At 61.6% G+C, this 18,051-nt stretch carries 16 protein-coding genes; 14 read left to right on the forward strand and 2 right to left on the reverse strand.

The genetic code is table 11. The annotated features are described in order from the left end of the window. Positions 1-5: 5 nt before the first annotated feature. A complete protein-coding gene (locus C4K39_RS10350; RefSeq protein ID WP_068586248.1) occupies positions 6-896 on the reverse strand; it encodes a LysR family transcriptional regulator in 891 nt (296 codons plus the stop codon). A 153-nt stretch (positions 897-1,049) separates the two neighbouring features. Here C4K39_RS10350 and leuC point away from each other — a divergent pair, with 153 nt between their 5' ends. The 7 genes from leuC to C4K39_RS10385 all read left to right on the forward strand — a co-directional run bounded on the left by leuC (position 1,050) and on the right by C4K39_RS10385 (position 10,237). Continuing rightward, positions 1,050-2,477: a 3-isopropylmalate dehydratase large subunit gene (gene leuC, locus C4K39_RS10355; protein ID WP_068586250.1), complete on the forward strand. Its 1,428-nt coding sequence runs from the start codon at positions 1,050-1,052 to the stop codon at positions 2,475-2,477. 11 nt (positions 2,478-2,488) lie between these two features. Further along, positions 2,489-3,133: a 3-isopropylmalate dehydratase small subunit gene (gene leuD / locus C4K39_RS10360; RefSeq protein ID WP_068586252.1), complete on the forward strand. Its 645-nt coding sequence runs from the start codon at positions 2,489-2,491 to the stop codon at positions 3,131-3,133. A 71-nt stretch (positions 3,134-3,204) separates the two neighbouring features. Beyond that, the gene (locus C4K39_RS10365) at positions 3,205-3,969 is read left to right on the forward strand and encodes a class I SAM-dependent methyltransferase (protein WP_124346288.1); all 765 of its coding nucleotides are present in this window, start codon (positions 3,205-3,207) and stop codon (positions 3,967-3,969) included. A gap of 51 nt (positions 3,970-4,020) precedes the next feature. Beyond that, positions 4,021-5,103 (forward strand): 3-isopropylmalate dehydrogenase, encoded by a 1,083-nt coding sequence (leuB, locus tag C4K39_RS10370; RefSeq protein ID WP_053138888.1) that lies wholly within the window; start codon positions 4,021-4,023, stop codon positions 5,101-5,103. Positions 5,104-5,157: 54 nt separating this feature from the next. Then, entirely contained in the window at positions 5,158-6,270 is a 1,113-nt protein-coding gene (gene asd / locus C4K39_RS10375) for an aspartate-semialdehyde dehydrogenase (RefSeq protein ID WP_068586258.1), read from the forward strand. Positions 6,271-6,412: 142 nt separating this feature from the next. Continuing rightward, entirely contained in the window at positions 6,413-7,423 is a 1,011-nt protein-coding gene (locus C4K39_RS10380) for an aspartate-semialdehyde dehydrogenase (protein WP_068586262.1), read from the forward strand. 204 nt (positions 7,424-7,627) lie between these two features. Continuing rightward, the gene (locus C4K39_RS10385; protein WP_124346289.1) at positions 7,628-10,237 is read left to right on the forward strand and encodes a motility hub landmark protein FimV; all 2,610 of its coding nucleotides are present in this window, start codon (positions 7,628-7,630) and stop codon (positions 10,235-10,237) included. A 69-nt stretch (positions 10,238-10,306) separates the two neighbouring features. Here C4K39_RS10385 and C4K39_RS10390 read toward each other — a convergent pair whose 3' ends face one another. Next, positions 10,307-10,966: a M24 family metallopeptidase gene (locus C4K39_RS10390; RefSeq protein ID WP_124346290.1), complete on the reverse strand. Its 660-nt coding sequence runs from the start codon at positions 10,964-10,966 to the stop codon at positions 10,307-10,309. A gap of 218 nt (positions 10,967-11,184) precedes the next feature. On the opposite strand from C4K39_RS10390, the gene truA reads away from it, so the two are divergent. From truA to purF, 7 genes are all read left to right on the forward strand, one after another. Further along, positions 11,185-12,009, forward strand: a complete 825-nt coding sequence (gene truA, locus C4K39_RS10395) for a tRNA pseudouridine(38-40) synthase TruA (RefSeq protein WP_068585806.1) — start codon at positions 11,185-11,187, stop codon at positions 12,007-12,009. 63 nt (positions 12,010-12,072) lie between these two features. After that, the gene (locus C4K39_RS10400; RefSeq protein WP_124346292.1) at positions 12,073-12,705 is read left to right on the forward strand and encodes a phosphoribosylanthranilate isomerase; all 633 of its coding nucleotides are present in this window, start codon (positions 12,073-12,075) and stop codon (positions 12,703-12,705) included. Positions 12,706-12,964: 259 nt separating this feature from the next. Beyond that, complete coding sequence (gene accD, locus C4K39_RS10405; RefSeq protein WP_068585812.1) at positions 12,965-13,885, forward strand: acetyl-CoA carboxylase, carboxyltransferase subunit beta; 921 nt, start codon at positions 12,965-12,967, stop codon at positions 13,883-13,885. Beyond that, the gene (gene folC, locus C4K39_RS10410) at positions 13,882-15,189 is read left to right on the forward strand and encodes a bifunctional tetrahydrofolate synthase/dihydrofolate synthase (protein WP_124346293.1); all 1,308 of its coding nucleotides are present in this window, start codon (positions 13,882-13,884) and stop codon (positions 15,187-15,189) included. Before accD ends, folC begins: the two co-directional genes overlap by 4 nt. Continuing rightward, entirely contained in the window at positions 15,173-15,829 is a 657-nt protein-coding gene (locus C4K39_RS10415; protein ID WP_124346294.1) for an SPOR domain-containing protein, read from the forward strand. The genes folC and C4K39_RS10415 overlap by 17 nt, the downstream gene beginning before the upstream one ends. A gap of 98 nt (positions 15,830-15,927) precedes the next feature. Continuing rightward, positions 15,928-16,485 (forward strand): CvpA family protein, encoded by a 558-nt coding sequence (locus tag C4K39_RS10420; RefSeq protein ID WP_068585822.1) that lies wholly within the window; start codon positions 15,928-15,930, stop codon positions 16,483-16,485. A gap of 41 nt (positions 16,486-16,526) precedes the next feature. Next, positions 16,527-18,032, forward strand: a complete 1,506-nt coding sequence (purF, locus tag C4K39_RS10425; protein WP_068585825.1) for an amidophosphoribosyltransferase — start codon at positions 16,527-16,529, stop codon at positions 18,030-18,032. Positions 18,033-18,051: the final 19 nt, after the last annotated feature.

Raw genomic sequence — 18,051 nt, forward strand, 5'->3', positions numbered from 1 at the left:
AATACTTATGCCGGGTTCCCTGGCCAATCGACCTGTGCGTCCAATAAGGCCATGAAAGCCCGCGCAGCATTCGACAGCGTCCGTTCGGTATGCAGGATATAGCCTAGCTGGCGGTGTAGTTGTATGCCCGGTAAAGGGATGCGCGCCACTTGTTCGTCGAGCATTGTGCGCGGCAGCACACTCCAGGCCAGGCCGATGGAGACCATCATCTTTATGGTTTCCAGATAGTTAGTGCTCATGGCGATGTTCGGCGTCAGGCCCTGGGCCTCGAACAAGCGCTGCACGATGTGGTGGGTAAAAGTGTTGCCGCCGGGAAAAACCGCCGGATGCAGGGCGATATCCGCCAGGCTGACCTGGCCATTGCTGACCAACGGGTGTTCCGGGGCGGCGACGAAGTCCAGCGGGTCGTCCCAGACCGCGGTGGCCTTGACCAGGCCGTGGGGCTCGGGAGCCAGGGTGATGACGGCCAGTTCGGCGCGACCGTGGAGGATTTCCTCATAGGCCACCTCCGAATCGAGGAACTGGATGTCCAGGGCCACTTGTGGGTAGCGCCGGGTATAGGCCCGCAGCAGGGGCGGCAGGCGATGCAGGCCGATGTGATGGCTGGTGGCCAGGGTCAGGCGGCCGCTGACTTCTCCGGTGAGGTTGGTCAGCGCCCGGCGGGTGTCATCCAGCACATTGATGATTTGGTAGGCCCGTGGCAGCAAGGCGCGTCCGGCTTCGGTTAGGCCGATCTCGCGACCCAGGCGATCGAACAGTCGCACATTGAGCTGTTGCTCCAGCCCGGCAATGCGCTTGCTGATGGCGGGCTGGGTCAAGTGCAGGCGTTCGCCGGCGCCGGAGAAGCTGCCGGTTTCGGCGATGGCGATGAAAGCGTTGAGGTTGGCCAGGTCCATCATGACATTCCAGTTGGTTATCCAAAGCATGAAAAATATGAATTTGAGTTATTTAATCTAACGCCATAGCATCAGCCTCACAAGCCAAGGGGTTATTGATCGATGCACGATCAGGGCCTGGGGCATAGAAACAAGCTGATGAGGAAGAGTCCGATGGCTGGCAAGACGCTCTACGACAAGCTCTGGGAAATGCACGAGGTGAAGCGCCGTGACGATGGTTCGTCGCTCATCTACATCGATCGCCACATTCTCCATGAGGTGACCTCGCCACAGGCTTTCGAAGGCCTGCGCCTGGCGGGTCGCCAGCCATGGCGCATCGATGCCAACATCGCCACCCCGGACCACAACGTGCCGACCACCCAGGCCGAGCGCAAAGGTGGCCTCGACGCCATTGCCGACGAAGTGTCGCGCATCCAGGTCAAGACCCTGGATGAGAACTGCGACGACTTCGGCATCCTCGAATTCAAGATGAACGACATCCGCCAAGGCATCGTCCACGTGGTCGGTCCGGAGCAGGGGGCCACCTTGCCGGGCATGACCGTGGTCTGTGGCGACTCGCACACCTCGACCCACGGCGCCTTCGGCGCGTTGGCCCACGGTATCGGCACTTCCGAGGTGGAGCACGTGCTCGCCACCCAGTGCCTGGTGGCCAAGAAGATGAAGAACATGCAGGTGCGCGTCGAGGGCCAGTTGCCGTTCGGCGTGACCGCCAAGGACATCGTCCTCGCAGTGATCGGCAGGATCGGTACCGCGGGCGGCAACGGCCACGCCCTGGAGTTCGCTGGCAGCGCCATTCGCGATCTGTCCATGGAAGGCCGCATGACCATCTGCAACATGTCCATCGAGGCGGGTGCCCGCGTCGGCATGGTGGCTTGCGATGACAAGACCATCGACTACGTGAAGGGTCGCCCGTTCTCGCCGCAAGGCAGCGACTGGGACAAGGCCGTAGAGGCCTGGAGCGACCTGGTGTCCGATGCCGACGCGCATTTCGACACCGTCATCGAGCTGCGTGCCGAGGACATCAAGCCGCAGGTCAGCTGGGGTACTTCCCCGGAGATGGTGCTCGCGGTGGACCAGAACGTACCGGATCCGGCTGTCGAGGCCGATGCGGTCAAGCGCGACTCCATCGTCCGGGCGTTGAAGTACATGGGCTTGAACGCCAACCAGGCGATCACCGATATCCAGCTGGACCGGGTATTCATCGGCTCCTGCACCAACTCGCGCATCGAAGACTTGCGCGCCGCCGCGGCCGTGGCCAAGGGGCGCAAGGTTGCCTCCACCGTGAAGCAGGCGCTGGTGGTGCCGGGCTCGGGCCTGGTGAAGGCCCAGGCCGAGCAGGAAGGTTTGGACAAGATTTTCCTCGAGGCTGGCTTCGAGTGGCGTGAGCCGGGCTGCTCCATGTGCCTGGCGATGAACCCTGATCGCCTGGAGAGCGGCGAGCATTGCGCGTCCACTTCCAACCGCAACTTCGAAGGCCGCCAGGGCGCCGGCGGACGTACCCACCTGGTGAGCCCGGCCATGGCCGCGGCTGCCGCGGTGACCGGTCGTTTCATCGATGTACGTGAATTGATGCAGGCCTGAGGAGACCAGAGATGAAAGCATTCACCCAGCACACAGGCCTCGTCGCACCGCTCGACCGTGCCAACGTCGACACCGACCAGATCATTCCCAAGCAATTCCTCAAGTCGATCAAGCGCACCGGCTTCGGTCCGAACCTGTTCGACGAGTGGCGTTACCTCGATGTGGGCCAGCCCAACCAGGACAATTCCAAGCGCCCGGTGAACCAGGACTTCGTGCTCAACTTTCCGCGCTATCAGGGTGCCAGCGTGCTGCTGGCCCGCGAGAACTTCGGCTGCGGCTCCTCCCGCGAGCACGCGCCGTGGGCGCTGGATGAGTACGGTTTCCGTACGGTGATCGCGCCGAGCTTCGCCGACATCTTCTTCAACAACAGCTTCAAGAACGGCTTGTTGCCGATCATCCTCAAGGATGAAGAAGTCGACGAACTGTTCCAGCAGAGCGAAGCCACCGAGGGTTACCAACTGACGGTCGATCTCGCCGCGCAGACCGTGACCCGCCCGGATGGCAAGCAGTACAGCTTCGAAGTGGACGCGTTCCGCAAGCACTGCTTGCTCAATGGCCTGGACGACATCGGCCTGACCCTGCGGGACGCCGACGCCATCCGTAGTTTCGAAGTCGGCTACAAACAGCGCCAACCCTGGTTGTTCCGCGACGCTTGAGCGCCGACCGGCCGGCTCCTGCTGGAGCAGGCCAATGAGTGCGGTTTCTCCCTGATCACAAGGACCCAATCATGACCAGCAATGCCCATAGTCAGGTGGTACAGAAGCAATTCGGTGAGCAGGCTGCGGCCTACCTGAGCAGTGCCGTGCACGCCCAGGGCGCCGAGTTCGCGCTGTTGCAGGCCGAGGTGGCGGGCAAGGGCGAGGCCCGGGTGCTGGATCTTGGGTGCGGTGCCGGGCATGTCAGTTTCCATGTCGCGCCGCTGGTCAGGGAGGTGGTGGCCTACGACCTTTCCCAGCAGATGCTGGACGTGGTGGCAGCGGCGGCCCAGGAGCGTAAGCTGGGTAACGTCCGTACGGTAGCCGGTGCAGCAGAGCGCTTGCCGTTCGCCGATGGTGAGTTCGACTTCGTCTTCAGTCGCTACTCGGCCCACCACTGGAGCGACCTGGGCCTGGCCCTGCGCGAGGTGCGCCGGGTCTTGAAGCCCGGTGGCGTGGCGGCGCTCATCGATGTCTTGTCGCCAGGCAGTCCGTTGCTGGATACCTACCTGCAGAGCGTCGAAGTGCTGCGCGACACCAGCCATGTCCGCGACTATTCGGCCGGGGAATGGCTGCACCAGCTCAACGAGGCCGGGTTGCAGGCCCGCAGCAGCGCCCGGCAGCGCCTGCGCTTGGAGTTCAGTTCCTGGGTCGAGCGCATGCGCACCCCGGAGCCGCTGAGGGTGGCTATTCGCCAGTTGCAGCAGGCGATGGGCAATGAAGTGCGCGAATATTTTCAGATTGAGGCCGATGGTTCGTTCAGTACAGATGTACTGGTACTGTGGGCCGAACGATAGAATTTTTCCGGGTGCGCCCAAGGGCGTGCCGACAGAACGAACGAGGAATGCATGAGCAAGCAGATTCTGATTCTCCCTGGTGACGGTATTGGCCCGGAAATCATGGCCGAAGCGGTCAAGGTCCTGGAGTTGGCCAATGACAAGTACGGCCTGGGTTTCGAGCTGAGCCACGATGTGATCGGCGGCGCGGCCATCGACAAGCACGGCGTGCCCCTGGCCGATGAGACCCTGGACCGGGCCCGTGCTGCCGATGCGGTGCTGCTGGGCGCGGTGGGCGGCCCGAAGTGGGACAAGATCGAGCGTGACATTCGTCCGGAACGCGGGCTGTTGAAGATCCGCGCGCAATTGGGGCTGTTCGGCAACCTGCGGCCGGCGATCCTCTATCCGCAACTGGCCGATGCCTCCAGCCTGAAGCCGGAAATCGTCTCGGGCCTGGACATCCTCATCGTCCGCGAGCTGACCGGCGGTATCTATTTCGGTGCTCCCCGCGGCACCCGCGAGCTGGAGAACGGCGAGCGCCAGTCCTACGACACCTTGCCCTACAGCGAGAGCGAGATCCGGCGGATCGCCCGGGTCGGCTTCGACATGGCGCGGGTGCGCGGCAAGAAGCTCTGCTCGGTGGACAAGGCCAACGTCCTGGCGTCCAGCCAGCTGTGGCGTGAAGTGGTCGAGCAGGTGGCCAAGGACTATCCGGACGTCGAGCTCAGCCACATGTACGTCGACAACGCGGCCATGCAGCTGGTGCGCGCGCCCAAGCAGTTCGACGTGATCGTTACCGACAACATGTTTGGCGATATCCTCTCCGACGAGGCCTCGATGCTCACCGGTTCCATCGGCATGCTGCCTTCGGCATCCCTGGACGCCAACAACAAGGGCATGTACGAGCCTTGCCACGGTTCGGCGCCGGACATTGCCGGGCAGGGCATCGCCAACCCGCTGGCGACCATCCTCTCGGTGTCGATGATGCTGCGCTACAGCTTCAACCTGACCGCAGCGGCGGACGCCATCGAGCAGGCTGTGAGCCGGGTATTGGACCAGGGCTTGCGCACCGGTGACATCTGGTCGGCCGGCTGCACTCGGGTCGGTACGCAGGAAATGGGCGATGCAGTAGTCGCGGCGCTGCGGAATCTGTAATCTTTCGGGCCCACTGCACAGACAGTGGCCCACTTTTGTATAGGTGTAGTTGCGATGAAACGTGTAGGTCTGATCGGTTGGCGCGGTATGGTCGGTTCCGTGCTCATGCAGCGGATGCTTGAAGAGCAGGACTTCGATCTTATTGAACCGGTGTTTTTCACCACTTCCAATGTCGGTGGCCAGGGTCCGTCGGTAGGCAAGGATATTGCCCCGCTCAAGGACGCCTACAGCATTGAAGAGCTGAAAACCCTCGACGTGATCCTGACCTGCCAGGGTGGCGACTACACCAGCGAAGTCTTCCCCAAATTGCGCGAAGCCGGCTGGCAGGGCTACTGGATCGACGCTGCTTCCAGCCTGCGCATGCAGGACGACGCAGTGATCATCCTCGATCCGGTGAACCGCAGGGTCATCGACCAGCAACTGGACGCCGGGACCAAGAACTACGTCGGCGGCAACTGCACCGTCAGCCTGATGCTGATGGGCCTGGGTGGCCTGTTCGAAGCCGGCCTGGTGGAGTGGATGAGCGCCATGACCTACCAGGCGGCCTCTGGCGCCGGCGCGCAGAACATGCGCGAGCTGATCAAGCAGATGGGCGCCACCCATGCCGCGGTCGCCGATGACCTGGCCAACCCGGCCAGCGCCATCCTCGACATCGACCGCAAGGTGGCCGAGGCCATGCGCAGCGATGCCTATCCAACCGAGAACTTCGGCGTGCCGCTGGCCGGCAGCCTGATTCCGTGGATCGACAAGGAACTGCCCAACGGCCAGAGCCGCGAAGAGTGGAAGGCCCAAGCCGAGACCAACAAGATTCTCGGCCGCTTCAAGAACCCGATCCCGGTGGATGGTATCTGCGTGCGTATCGGCGCCATGCGCTGCCACAGCCAGGCGCTGACCATCAAGCTCAACAAGGATGTGCCGATCGCCGACATCGAAGGGCTGATCAGCCAGCACAACCCCTGGGTCAAGCTGGTGCCGAACCAGCGTGAGATCAGCATGCAGGAGCTGAGCCCGACCAAGGTCACCGGTACCCTGAACATTCCGGTGGGCCGTCTGCGCAAGCTGAACATGGGGTCGCAGTTCCTCGGTGCCTTCACCGTGGGTGACCAATTGCTGTGGGGCGCGGCCGAGCCGCTGCGCCGCATGCTGCGGATCTTGCTGGAGCGCTGATTGCGCGATTGGCTTGAAACGACCCGCGCCCATCCTGGGCGCGGGTTTTTTTATGCCTTGATCGGCTGCGGCTGGCCGGCGAATTGCCTCGTCATCGCCCGCCGGGTAAAGTGCCGCTCCCCGTTTTGCCTGAGGTAGCACCATGACTCCGTCCTTTGATATCGCCGTGATCGGCGCCACCGGCACAGTCGGTGAAACCCTGGTGCAGATTCTCGAAGAACGCGATTTCCCCATCGCCAACCTGTACCTGCTGGCCAGCAGCGAGTCGGCGGGGCATTCGGTGCCGTTTCGTGGCAAGAACATCCGTGTGCGTGAAGTCGACGAGTTCGATTTTGCCAAGGCCCAGCTGGCGTTCTTTGCCGCCGGTCCGGCGGTGACCCTGAGTTTTGCGCCTCGCGCCACTGCCGCCAACTGCGCGGTGATCGATCTGTCGGGAGCCTTGCCGTCGACCCAGGCGCCCAGCGTAGTGCCTGAGGCCAATGCCAAGGTCCTGGCTGGTTTGCGCAAGCCCGTGCAATTGAGCAGTCCGAGTGCTTCGGCCACGGCGCTGGCAGTAGCGTTGGCGCCATTGCAGGAGCTGCTGGATATCCAGCAGGTCAACCTGACGGCTTGCCTGGCGATTTCCAGCCAGGGTCGCGAGGCGGTCAGTGAACTGGCTCGCCAGACTGCCGAGCTGCTGAACGTGCGTCCCATGGAGCCGCGCTTCTTCGATCGGCAGGTGGCCTTCAACCTGCTGGCCCAGGTAGGCACGGTGGATGCGCAGGGGCACGCATTGCTGGAAAAACGCCTGGTCAGGGAGTTGCGTGAGGTCCTGGGTCTACCTTTATTGAAGATTTCTGTCACATGCATTCAAGCGCCGGTATTTTTTGGCGATAGCTATAGCGTGACTTTGCAGTCAGCAGCTGACGTCGATCTGGCCGCAGTGAATGCTGCGCTGGATTCGGGCCCGGGCCTGGAGCTGGTGGACGCCGGGGATTATCCGACGGCCGTGGGTGACGCAGTGGGCCAGGATGTGGTCTATGTTGGGCGGGTTCGTACCGGGGTCGATGATCCTGCGCAATTGAACCTGTGGTTGACCTCGGACAATGTCCGCAAAGGTGCGGCTTTGAACGCGGTACAGCTGGCTGAATTGTTGATAAAAGACCTGCTGTAAAAGATACTTGGCAACAATTTGCAGAATGAATCTAGCTGAGCGCTATGCTTGGCAAGTTGCTGGAGGTGAGTGGCCGTCAGGTGCTCCCGGGGCATGCAAGAATTAATCGCGCGTCGTGACCATCCCGGTCCCGCGCAATGCCTGATGGCAGCCGCTACAAAACCTTCTCGCTGGCCGAGGAACGTTCAAACAAAGGATGAGGCTATGGTTCAAGTTCGCAAACTGGTGTTAGCAATAGCGGCCGCCTCGGCGCTGTCCTCCGGTATGGCGCAGGCGCTTGGGCTTGGGGAACTGACCCTGAAGTCGAGTCTGAACCAGCCTCTGGTAGCAGAAATCGAACTGCTTGATATCAAGGATCTTACTGCCGCCGAAGTGGTGCCGAGCCTGGCCCCGGCGGAAGAGTTCGCCAAGGCGGGCGTCGATCGCCAAGCCTTTCTCAATGACCTGAGTTTCACTCCGATCCTCAACCCCGGTGGCAAGAGCGTGTTGCGCGTCACGTCGAGCCAACCGCTGTCGGAGCCGATGGTCAAGTTCCTGGTGCAGGTCATGTGGCCCAATGGTCGCCTGCTGCGCGACTACAGCGTATTGCTGGATCCTTCGAAGTTTTCTCCACAAGCGGCGGCAGCGGCCCAGGCGCCGCTCGCAGGTGCTTCGGTCAATGCCCCGGTCACCGCTGCCAACAAGGTCAGCAAGCCGGAGCAATACACCACCTCGGCCCGTGACACGCTGTGGGAGATTGCTGCAAAGAACCGTAACGGTGCTTCCATCCAGCAAACCATGCTGGCGATCCAGGCCTTGAACCCGGACGCCTTTATCGATGGCAACATCAACCGGCTGAAAACCGGACGAGTATTGCGCTTGCCTGACGTTGTCCAGAGCACGGCATTGCCGCAGCCCAAGGCCATTGCCGAGGTTGCTGCGCAGAATGCTGCCTGGCGTCAGGGGCGGCGCGCGGGTACCCGTGGCCAGCAGCAAGTGGATGCGACTCGCCGTAGCGGTACCGACAAGTTGCCCAAGCAGGTCAACACCAAGGACAACTTGAGCCTGGTCTCTGCCGAGTCCGGCAAGGCGCGCGGCAAAGGTGCCGCAGGTGACAGCAAGGCATTGAACAACAAGCTGGCAGTGACCCAGGAAAGCCTGGACGCGACCCGTCGCGACAATGCCGAGCTGAAAGATCGTATGGCTGATCTGCAAAGCCAGTTGGACAAGTTGCAGCGCCTGATCGATCTGAAGAACAGCCAATTGGCCAAGCTCCAGGCTGAAGGTGCGGCACCTGCCGCGCCTGCAGCGCCAGTGGCCCCGCCAATGCCTGCGGAGTTGGTGGCCAAGCCCGAGGTCCCAGCAGCTCCGGTCGCTCCGGTGGCACCCGTCAGTGAGCCGGCTGCGAGCCCGGCGGTCGATGCCCAGGCGGTCAAGACGGATGAAGACAAATATGCTGATCTGCTGAGCAATCCGATCCTTTTGGGTTTGGTAGGTGGTGGAGCGGTCGCTGCGTTGTTGCTGCTGTTGCTGTTGCTGGCCCGCCGTCGCAAGGCTCAGCAGGAAGCAGAAAAGCACTTGCGCATGGCGCGGGCGTTGTCCGAGGAAAGCGATTTTGCGCAAGAAATGGATTTGCCCGAGGGGAGTTTCGAGGGTCTTGAGGTTCCGCCGCCTAGCGTGAAGCTGGCTCCAGCTCCAGCTCCAGCTCCAGAGCCGAAACCGGAGCCTGTGGTTGCGCCAGTACCGGCGGCGCCGCTGGAGCGGGCAACCGATGTGTTGGGGCAGGCACAAAATCACATCGATGGCGGCCGTCTGAACCAGGCGGCGGCGATCCTTGAGGAGGCGGTCAAGCTGGAGCCTCAGCGCAGTGAACTGCGTCTGAAACTCATGGAAGTCTATGCTCGCCAGGGCGACCGCAGCGCCTTCGTCACCCAGGAGCGGCAGTTGGTTGCCAATGGTGATAATCATGCCCAGGTCGAGCAGCTCAAGAGCCGCTTTCCGGCAATGGTTGCTGTAGCTGCGGCCGTAGGGCTGGCTACGGCGGCAGCCGCAGCCGAGCTGGACGCCGAGTATGTCAAGGAGCTGCTGCAGGACGAGCCAGCGGCTCCTGAACCGGCTGCTCCGGTGGAAGGGCTGGATGCGGATTTCGATTTGAGCCTGGATGATCTGGAAGCCGCTTCGCCGGCAGCCTTGACGCCAGAGCCAGAGCCAGAGCCAGAGCCAGAGGCGGACGTGGAGCTGGAGGATTTCCCCCTGGATGATGACCTGAGCTTCGGTTCGGTGCTCGAACAGCAGATTGCGCCGGCTGTACCAGAGGAAAGCCTGGATGATCTGGGAGACTTCGATCTGGATCTGGGGGCGGACCTGCCTGCCGCCAGTCAAAGTGATGACGAGTTCCTGATGAGTCTTGAGGATGACCTCAAGGACCTGCCGGCTGATGATGTGCCGACGGTTACCGAGTCGGCGCTGGATGATCTGGATTTGTCGGCGGACTTCGATCTGTCCCTGGCTGATGAGATGGATGTCGCCGAGCCCAAGGATGCCTTCGCTTCCGAGCTGGACGACGTCAACGCTGAACTGGATCGGCTGGCCCAGAGCCTCGACCAGCCACAAATGCCGACCTTTACCGCTGAAGATGCCGCTGCTGTACCTGATGAAGCCGATTTCGACTTCCTTTCCGGGAGCGATGAGGTGGCCACCAAGCTCGATCTGGCCCAGGCCTACATCGATATGGGCGACAACGACGGTGCCCGGGATATCCTGGGTGAGGTGTTGAGCGAGGGGAGCGAGGGGCAGAAGAGCGAGGCGCAGGAAATGCTTGCTCGCCTGGCCTGATAAGGCCTGGGGTAAAACAGAACGGCAGCCAATGAGGCTGCCGTTTTTGTTGGTGGCGACTGCCTGGCATCAGGCCAGCAGGTCTTCGTAGAAGGCGCCGAAGGGGCGGGTAGGGTGGGCGATCTGGATTTCCAGGATCCACAGCCCCACCTGCGGGCAGTCGGCGAAATTACCCAGGTCTCCGGCGCGATAGATCGCATGGGGAAAATCGCTGACCCGATGGCCCTTGATCTCCAGGTTCAGCACCCAGCCAGCGGCGCGGGCCTGTTCCTCGGCATAGCGGTACAGTTCTGGGCCGGCTACCCGATGGGTTTTCCAATGATCGTAAACCTGGTCGAACAGGTTTTTGGCGCCAGCGGCGCAGGCGTGCATCTCGGCATCGTCACCCACGACGAAGGTGGCTCCACAGTCGCCTTCGTGGCGATCCCAGACGACCCCTAGATCGATGAAGAACAGATCGTTTTCGCCCAGTTGTGGATCGCCTTCGGAACGTTGCTTGAAGGTTTTCAGCGTGTTGCTACCGAAGCGGATCAGTAGCGGGTGCCATATGCGCTCCATGCCCAGGTCCTGCAGGACTTCGAGGCCCATTTCCCTGGCAGCCGACTCGAGCATGCCTGGCTGGATGCGCTTGGCCATCTGTGCGACCGCTTCCCAGGTCATGCGTTTGGCATGGAGCATGCCTTCCAGGCTGTAGGCCAGGCCGACGGCCTCTTTATTGCTCGTGTTCATTGTTCGGGTCTCGATCAGGGTGTGTTTATTATTAATCGCTATATACATTTATATATAACGCCTGCTCGATGGCCGGCGCAATCTTCTGTCTTGGGGAGGATCGCCAACTAAACCCCGGTGGCGCATGGCGTCTGTTTCCGCTGCCCGTATAATGTGCGCCTTTGCGTACATCAGCAGGCTGTAAATTCTTGGCAAATATTGATAACGCGGCTGCCGAAATGGCCGCCGCAGGCTTTTCTCGAATCGCTCTGGGTGTTGAATACAAGGGGTCGCGCTACCACGGCTGGCAGCGCCAGTCTTCGGGTGTGGCCAGTGTCCAGGAAACCCTGGAGAAAGCCCTGTCCCGGGTGGCGGATTCCCCCATCCTTCTGTCTTGTGCGGGGCGTACCGATGCCGGTGTGCATGCCTGTGGGCAGGTGGTGCATTTCGATACCCAGGCCATTCGCCCAATGAAGGCCTGGGTCATGGGGGCCAATATCAACTTGCCCCATGACATCAGTGTCGCCTGGGCCCAGGAAATGCCGGCGCACTTTCATGCGCGATTCAAGGCGATTGCCCGGCGCTACCGCTATGTGATCTACAACGACCAGATCCGCCCGGCTCACCTGAATGAGGAAGTCACCTGGAATCATCGCCCGCTGGATATCGAGCGGATGGCCGAGGCAGCGGCATTCCTGGTGGGTACCCATGATTTCAGTGCGTTTCGCGCTGGCCAGTGCCAGGCGAAATCGCCGATCAAGGAGATTCACCACCTGCGTGTTATCCGGCACGGCAAGATGATCGTGCTGGATATTCGTGCCAGTGCGTTTCTTCATCATATGGTGCGCAACATTGCTGGGGTCTTGATGACTATCGGGGCCGGGGAGCGCCCGGTGGAGTGGGCGAGGGAGGTGCTGGAGAGCCGGGCTCGACGCGCTGGTGGCGTTACGGCCCACCCATTTGGCCTGTATCTGGTGCAGGTCGAATACAACGAGGAGTTCCAGTTGCCCGAGCGATACATCGGGCCACACTTCCTCAGCGGGTTCCCGGAACTTGACGGCTGACGCTTGGAAAAGCATTTGCTACCATCCGAAACTTTCTCGGTTTAGCCCAGGGGTTCAAACGATATGCCAGCCGTTCGCAGCAAAATTTGTGGGATTACCCGCATAGAGGATGCGCTGGCAGCCGTGGAGGCAGGGGCTGACGCCATAGGGCTGGTGTTCTATGCCAAGAGCCCGAGAGCGGTGAGCGTGCAACAGGCCCGGGCGATCATCGGCGCCTTGCCACCTTTCGTGACCACTGTCGGGCTGTTCGTCAATGCCAGTCGTTGTGAGCTGGGGGAAATCCTCGATGCCGTGCCGCTGGATCTCTTGCAGTTCCACGGCGATGAGTCGGCAGCCGATTGCGAAGGTTATCACCGCCCTTACATCAAGGCTCTGCGGGTCAAGGCCGGAGACGACATCGCCGCGGCCTGTCTGGCCTATCCGCGTGCCAGTGGCATTCTGCTGGATACCTATGTCGAGGGCGTCCCGGGTGGAACCGGCGAGGCCTTCGACTGGTCTCTGGTTCCTCAGGGGTTGAGCAAGCCGATCATCCTTGCTGGCGGCCTGTCGGCCCAGAATGTCGCGTCGGCGATCGCCCAGGTCCGTCCTTATGCGGTGGACGTCAGTGGAGGGGTGGAGCGGAGCAAGGGGATCAAGGATCACGCAAAGATCCAGGCGTTCTTGCAGGCAGTGCGTCACAACAGTGAGCCGATGTGACGGCTGGCAGTCTGCCGCCGTCCATAACTCCACTGTACAAAACAGGTAGGCCCTGCCTTCGGGCGGGGTCGGAATCGAGTGGCAACCGCTCTATTGCAGGTTGCCGGGATGGTTGAGGAAAAGTTCGCTGCGGGCAGGTCGAGCCAGGTGCTGACCGCGGTAGCGAATCGATCGTCGCCGTACACATGAATTTAGCTCAAGGGCATACGCGGGGCCTTGAACCAGAGCGTTCGGGCCGCCGGTACTGGAGAAAGAAAGCATGAGCAACTGGTTAGTAGACAAACTGATCCCTTCGATCATGCGCTCCGAGGTGAAGAAAAGCTCGGTGCCCGAAGGCCTTTGGCACAAGTGCCCATCCTGCGAGGCTGTGCTCTATCGTCCAGAGCTGGAAAAGACCCTGGACGTTTGCCCCAAGTGCAACCACCACATGCGGATTGGCGCGCGTGCGCGCATCGATATCTTCCTTGATGTCGAGGGGCGTACCGAGCTGGGCGCTGACCTGGAGCCGGTCGATCGCTTGAAGTTTCGCGACGGCAAGAAGTACAAGGACCGCCTGAGTGCGGCGCAAAAGCAGACCGGCGAGAAAGACGCCCTGGTCTCCGTGAGCGGTACCTTGCTGGGCATGCCGGTGGTGGTTTCTGCTTTCGAGTTCTCCTTCATGGGTGGCTCCATGGGCGCTATCGTCGGTGAGCGCTTCGTGCGAGCGGCCAACTATGCCCTGGAAAATCGCTGCCCAATGGTGTGCTTCTCCGCCTCCGGTGGCGCGCGGATGCAGGAGGCGCTGATCTCCTTGATGCAGATGGCCAAGACTTCGGCCGTGCTGGCTCGCCTGCGTGAAGAGGGGATTCCCTTCATTTCCGTGCTGACCGATCCGGTCTATGGCGGTGTGTCTGCCAGCCTGGCGATGCTGGGCGATGTGATCGTCGCCGAGCCCAAGGCGCTGGTGGGTTTCGCCGGTCCTCGAGTGATCGAGCAGACCGTGCGCGAGAAGCTGCCTGAAGGCTTCCAACGCAGTGAGTTCCTGCTGGAGCATGGCGCGATCGACATGATCATTTCCCGCCAGGACCTGCGTCCGCGTCTGGGCAGTTTGCTGGCCCAGCTGATGGGGTTGCCGACGCCTGAGTTCGTGGCGGTGCCTGTTGAGCCGATCGTGGTTCCACCGGCTCCTGCAAACCTATGACCCAGCGCACCCTGGGCGATTGGCTCGCCTACCTCGAGCAGTTGCACCCTTCGGCCATCGACATGGGGCTTGGGCGCTCGCAGCAGGTAGTATCCCGCATGGGGTTGGGCAAGCCGGCGCCCCGGGTGATCACTGTCACCGGTACCAACGGCAAGGGCTCCACCTGCGCTTTTATCGCCTCTTTGTTGCGGGCCCAGGGCTTGCAGGTGGGGGTCTACAGCTCGCCGCACCTGCTGCGTTACAACGAGCGGGTGCAGATCAATGGCGTCGAGGCTAGCGATGAGCAGCTGTGCGAAGCCTTTGCTGCGGTGGAAGCTGGGCGCGGCGATATCTCCCTGACCTATTTCGAGATGGGGACCCTGGCGGCGTTCTGGTTGTTCCAGAATGCGTCCCTGGATGCGGTGGTGCTGGAGGTCGGTCTGGGTGGGCGCCTGGATGCGGTGAACCTGGTGGATGCCGACATCGCCCTGGTAACAAGCATTGGCGTCGACCATGTGGAATACCTTGGAGACACTCGGGAGTCGGTGGCTTTTGAGAAGGCGGGGATCTTCCGTGCTGGTGCGCCGGCCTTGTGTGGTGACTTGAATCCACCGCAGCCGTTGTTGGACAAGGCTCGGGAGCTGGGTTGCCCGTTCTTTCTCCGGGGGCGCGATTTCGACCTGGGCCTGACGGATACCCATTGGCAATGGCGGGGCCTGGACGCCCAGGGCAACCAGGTGGAGTTGCAGGACTTGCCGTTGCTGGACTTGCCCATGGAAAACGCAGCCTTGGCTTTGCAGGCCTATCTGCTGACGGGGTTGCCTTGGTCGCCGGAGCGGATTGGCGTTGCTTTGCAGCAGACCCGAGTGACCGGGCGCCTGGATCGCCGCCGTGTGCAGTGGCAAGGGAAGTCCGTCGATTTGCTGCTGGATGTTGGGCATAACCCACACGCTGCGCAGTACTTGGCCGAGCGCCTGGCTCGTCGGCCAGTGGCTGGCAGGCGGTTGTCGGTGTTCGGCTTGCTGGCCGACAAGGACCTGTCGGGTGTGATCGAGTGCTTGGCGTCGTCGGTCCAGCACTGGGCCGTGGCCCCTCTGGATTCGCCGCGAGCCCGTCCGGTGGCTGATCTGCAGGCTGCGCTAGAGAACCTTGGGGTCGCGGTGGCGTCTTATGCCAGCGTGGCTGCAGCGTTGGAGGCGCAATGTGCGCAGGCCGATGCCGGTGACGAAATCTTGTTGTTCGGGTCTTTTTATTGTGTTGCCGAGGCGCTCGAGTGGCTTGCCCGGCGCTCCACGGAGGAAGCTGCACATGGCTATGTTGGATAACGTCTACAAGCAGCGCATGGTTGGGGCCCTGGTGCTGGTGGCATTGGCAGTGATCTTCCTGCCAATGCTGTTCTCGCGAGAGGACGAGCAGCGTCATGTCGTGGTCGAGGCGCCAGCCGCGCCACAGCCTTCGGCCATGCCTCAAGTCCAGGTCGAGCCGGTGGTGGTTCCGGAGCCGCAGCCGCTGCCTGAAGGTTCGGTCCCCGCCGATGAGGTGGCGGTACAGCAGCCGGCGCCCTCTACGCCAATCGCACCGAGTGCACCGGTAGTTGCACCAGCTCCGGTGGCGAGCAAGCCAGCGCCAGCGCCGAAACCTGCTCCGACCCCCGCGCCTGCACCTGCGCAGCCGGTGGTAGCAGCCAAGCCCGACACCACTCAAAGCCGGGTCGATGCCAATGGCTTGTCCGTCAGTTGGTCGATTCAGTTGGCCAGCCTGTCGAGCCGGGAGGGTGCAGAAAACCTGCAGAAAACCCTGCGTAGCCAGGGTTATAACGCTTATATCCGCTCTGCCGAGGGCAAGAACCGGGTATTCGTCGGGCCATTGATCGAGCGGGCCGAGGCTGATCGCCTGCGTGACCTATTGGGACGTCAGCAGAACCTCAAGGGGTTCGTGGTGCGTTTCCAGCCCGAGCGTGGTTGAGGCTATCTGCCTGATTTTGAAAGCATAGTGAATCGCAGCTTACCGACAGCCAAGCGCTCTGTTAAAATGCGCCGCCTTATCTGTCTGTAGGCTGCACTGTGCCATTTACCTGGGTCGACTGGGCGATTGTTGCGATAATCGCCATTTCCGCTTTGATCAGCTTGAGCCGCGGTTTCGTCAAAGAAGCCTTGTCGTTGCTTACCTGGATCATCGCAGGAGTCGTCGCCTGGATGTTCGGTGGCTCACTGTCCGAGTACCTCGGCGCCTATATCGAAACTCCTTCGGCTCGCGTGATCGCGGGCTGCGCAATCATGTTTGTCGCCACCTTGCTGGTGGGCGCAATGGTCAATTATCTCATCGGCGAATTGATTCGCGTCACTGGTCTTTCCGGTACCGATCGATTCCTGGGCATGGCCTTCGGCGCGGCCCGTGGCGCGTTGCTGGTGGTTGTTGCGGTCGGGCTTCTGAGTCTCGGGCCGGTACAACAGGATTCCTGGTGGCAACAGTCTCGGCTGGTGCCACAATTTCTATTGGTTGCAGACTGGTCCAAGAACCTGATCCTGGGTTGGAGCAGTCAGTGGCTGGCCAGCGGTATCAGCGTACCCGCTGAAATACCGTTCAAGGAGCACCTCTTACCGGCCAAAACGCCTCAGTAAGATGGGTTCAGTTCAGTTTCATTAAGTAGGGGTTGCGTCGCATGTGTGGCATCGTCGGTATCGTCGGTAAGTCGAACGTCAATCAGGCGCTGTATGACGCGCTAACCGTCCTCCAGCACCGCGGCCAGGACGCTGCCGGTATCGTGACCAGTCATGATGGCCGGCTGTTCCTGCGCAAGGACAATGGCCTGGTCCGTGATGTGTTCCAGCAACGGCATATGCAGCGCCTGGTTGGTCACATGGGCATTGGTCATGTGCGTTACCCGACCGCAGGCAGCTCTACCTCTGCCGAGGCCCAGCCGTTCTATGTCAACTCGCCCTACGGCATCACCTTGGCGCACAACGGCAACCTGACCAATGTCGAGCAGTTGGCCAAGGAGATCTACGAGTCCGATCTTCGCCATGTCAACACCAGCTCCGACTCTGAGGTGCTGCTCAACGTGTTCGCTCACGAGCTGGCCCAGCGCGGCAAGCTGCAGCCCACCGAGGAAGATGTGTTTGCCGCGGTGACCGATGTACACAACCGCTGCGTGGGTGGTTATGCGGTGGTGGCAATGATCACCGGCTACGGCATCGTTGGCTTTCGCGACCCCCATGGCATCCGTCCGATCGTGTTCGGCCAGCGCCATACCGATGAAGGCGTGGAGTACATGATCGCCTCCGAAAGCGTGTCCCTGGATGTGCTGGGCTTCACCCTGATCCGCGATCTGGCGCCGGGCGAGGCGGTCTACATCACCGAGGAAGGCAAGCTCTACACTCGCCAATGCGCCACCAACCCGCAGCTCACCCCGTGCATCTTCGAGCACGTGTACCTGGCTCGTCCTGATTCGATCATCGACGGCGTCTCGGTCTACAAGGCGCGCCTGCGCATGGGCGAGAAGCTGGCCGAGAAGATCCTGCGCGAGCGCCCCGAGCATGACATCGATGTGGTGATCCCGATCCCGGATACCAGCCGTACCGCGGCCCTGGAATTGGCCAACCACCTGGGGGTCAAGTTCCGCGAAGGTTTTGTGAAGAATCGCTACATCGGCCGGACCTTCATCATGCCGGGCCAGGCGGCGCGCAAGAAGTCCGTACGCCAGAAGCTCAATGCCATCGAGCTGGAGTTCCGCGGCAAGAACGTGATGCTGGTGGACGACTCCATCGTGCGTGGCACCACCTGCAAGCAGATCATCCAGATGGCCCGTGAGGCTGGCGCGAAGAACGTCTACTTCTGCTCCGCGGCCCCAGCCGTGCGTTATCCGAACGTGTACGGTATCGACATGCCGAGCGCCCACGAGCTGATCGCCCACAATCGTTCCACCCAGGACGTGGCCGATCTGATCGGTGCCGACTGGCTGATCTACCAGGACCTGCCGGACCTGATCGAGGCTGTCGGTGGTGGCAAGATCAAGATCGAGAACTTCGATTGCGCGGTCTTCGATGGCAAATACGTCACCGGCGATGTCGACGAGGCGTATCTGAACAAGATCGAGAACGCCCGCAACGATGCCTCGAAAGCCAAGACCCAGGCGGTCAGTGCGATCATCGATCTGTACAACAACTGATCCAGAGTATTCACGAAGA

The organism is Pseudomonas sessilinigenes, assembly GCF_003850565.1.
GTDB lineage: Bacteria > Pseudomonadota > Gammaproteobacteria > Pseudomonadales > Pseudomonadaceae > Aquipseudomonas > Aquipseudomonas sessilinigenes.

Coding starts and splice junctions, on each gene's coding strand:
- asd (WP_068586258.1), top strand. CDS start 5,158: ATGAAACGTGTAGGTCTGATCGGTTGGCGCGGTATGGTCGGTTCCGTG.
- C4K39_RS10365 (WP_124346288.1), top strand. CDS start 3,205: ATGACCAGCAATGCCCATAGTCAGGTGGTACAGAAGCAATTCGGTGAG.
- purF (WP_068585825.1), top strand. CDS start 16,527: ATGTGTGGCATCGTCGGTATCGTCGGTAAGTCGAACGTCAATCAGGCG.
- C4K39_RS10380 (WP_068586262.1), top strand. CDS start 6,413: ATGACTCCGTCCTTTGATATCGCCGTGATCGGCGCCACCGGCACAGTC.
- C4K39_RS10350 (WP_068586248.1), bottom strand. CDS start 896: ATGGACCTGGCCAACCTCAACGCTTTCATCGCCATCGCCGAAACCGGC.
- C4K39_RS10390 (WP_124346290.1), bottom strand. CDS start 10,966: ATGAACACGAGCAATAAAGAGGCCGTCGGCCTGGCCTACAGCCTGGAA.
- accD (WP_068585812.1), top strand. CDS start 12,965: ATGAGCAACTGGTTAGTAGACAAACTGATCCCTTCGATCATGCGCTCC.
- C4K39_RS10385 (WP_124346289.1), top strand. CDS start 7,628: ATGGTTCAAGTTCGCAAACTGGTGTTAGCAATAGCGGCCGCCTCGGCG.
- leuD (WP_068586252.1), top strand. CDS start 2,489: ATGAAAGCATTCACCCAGCACACAGGCCTCGTCGCACCGCTCGACCGT.
- leuB (WP_053138888.1), top strand. CDS start 4,021: ATGAGCAAGCAGATTCTGATTCTCCCTGGTGACGGTATTGGCCCGGAA.
- C4K39_RS10415 (WP_124346294.1), top strand. CDS start 15,173: ATGGCTATGTTGGATAACGTCTACAAGCAGCGCATGGTTGGGGCCCTG.
- folC (WP_124346293.1), top strand. CDS start 13,882: ATGACCCAGCGCACCCTGGGCGATTGGCTCGCCTACCTCGAGCAGTTG.
- leuC (WP_068586250.1), top strand. CDS start 1,050: ATGGCTGGCAAGACGCTCTACGACAAGCTCTGGGAAATGCACGAGGTG.
- truA (WP_068585806.1), top strand. CDS start 11,185: ATGGCCGCCGCAGGCTTTTCTCGAATCGCTCTGGGTGTTGAATACAAG.
- C4K39_RS10400 (WP_124346292.1), top strand. CDS start 12,073: ATGCCAGCCGTTCGCAGCAAAATTTGTGGGATTACCCGCATAGAGGAT.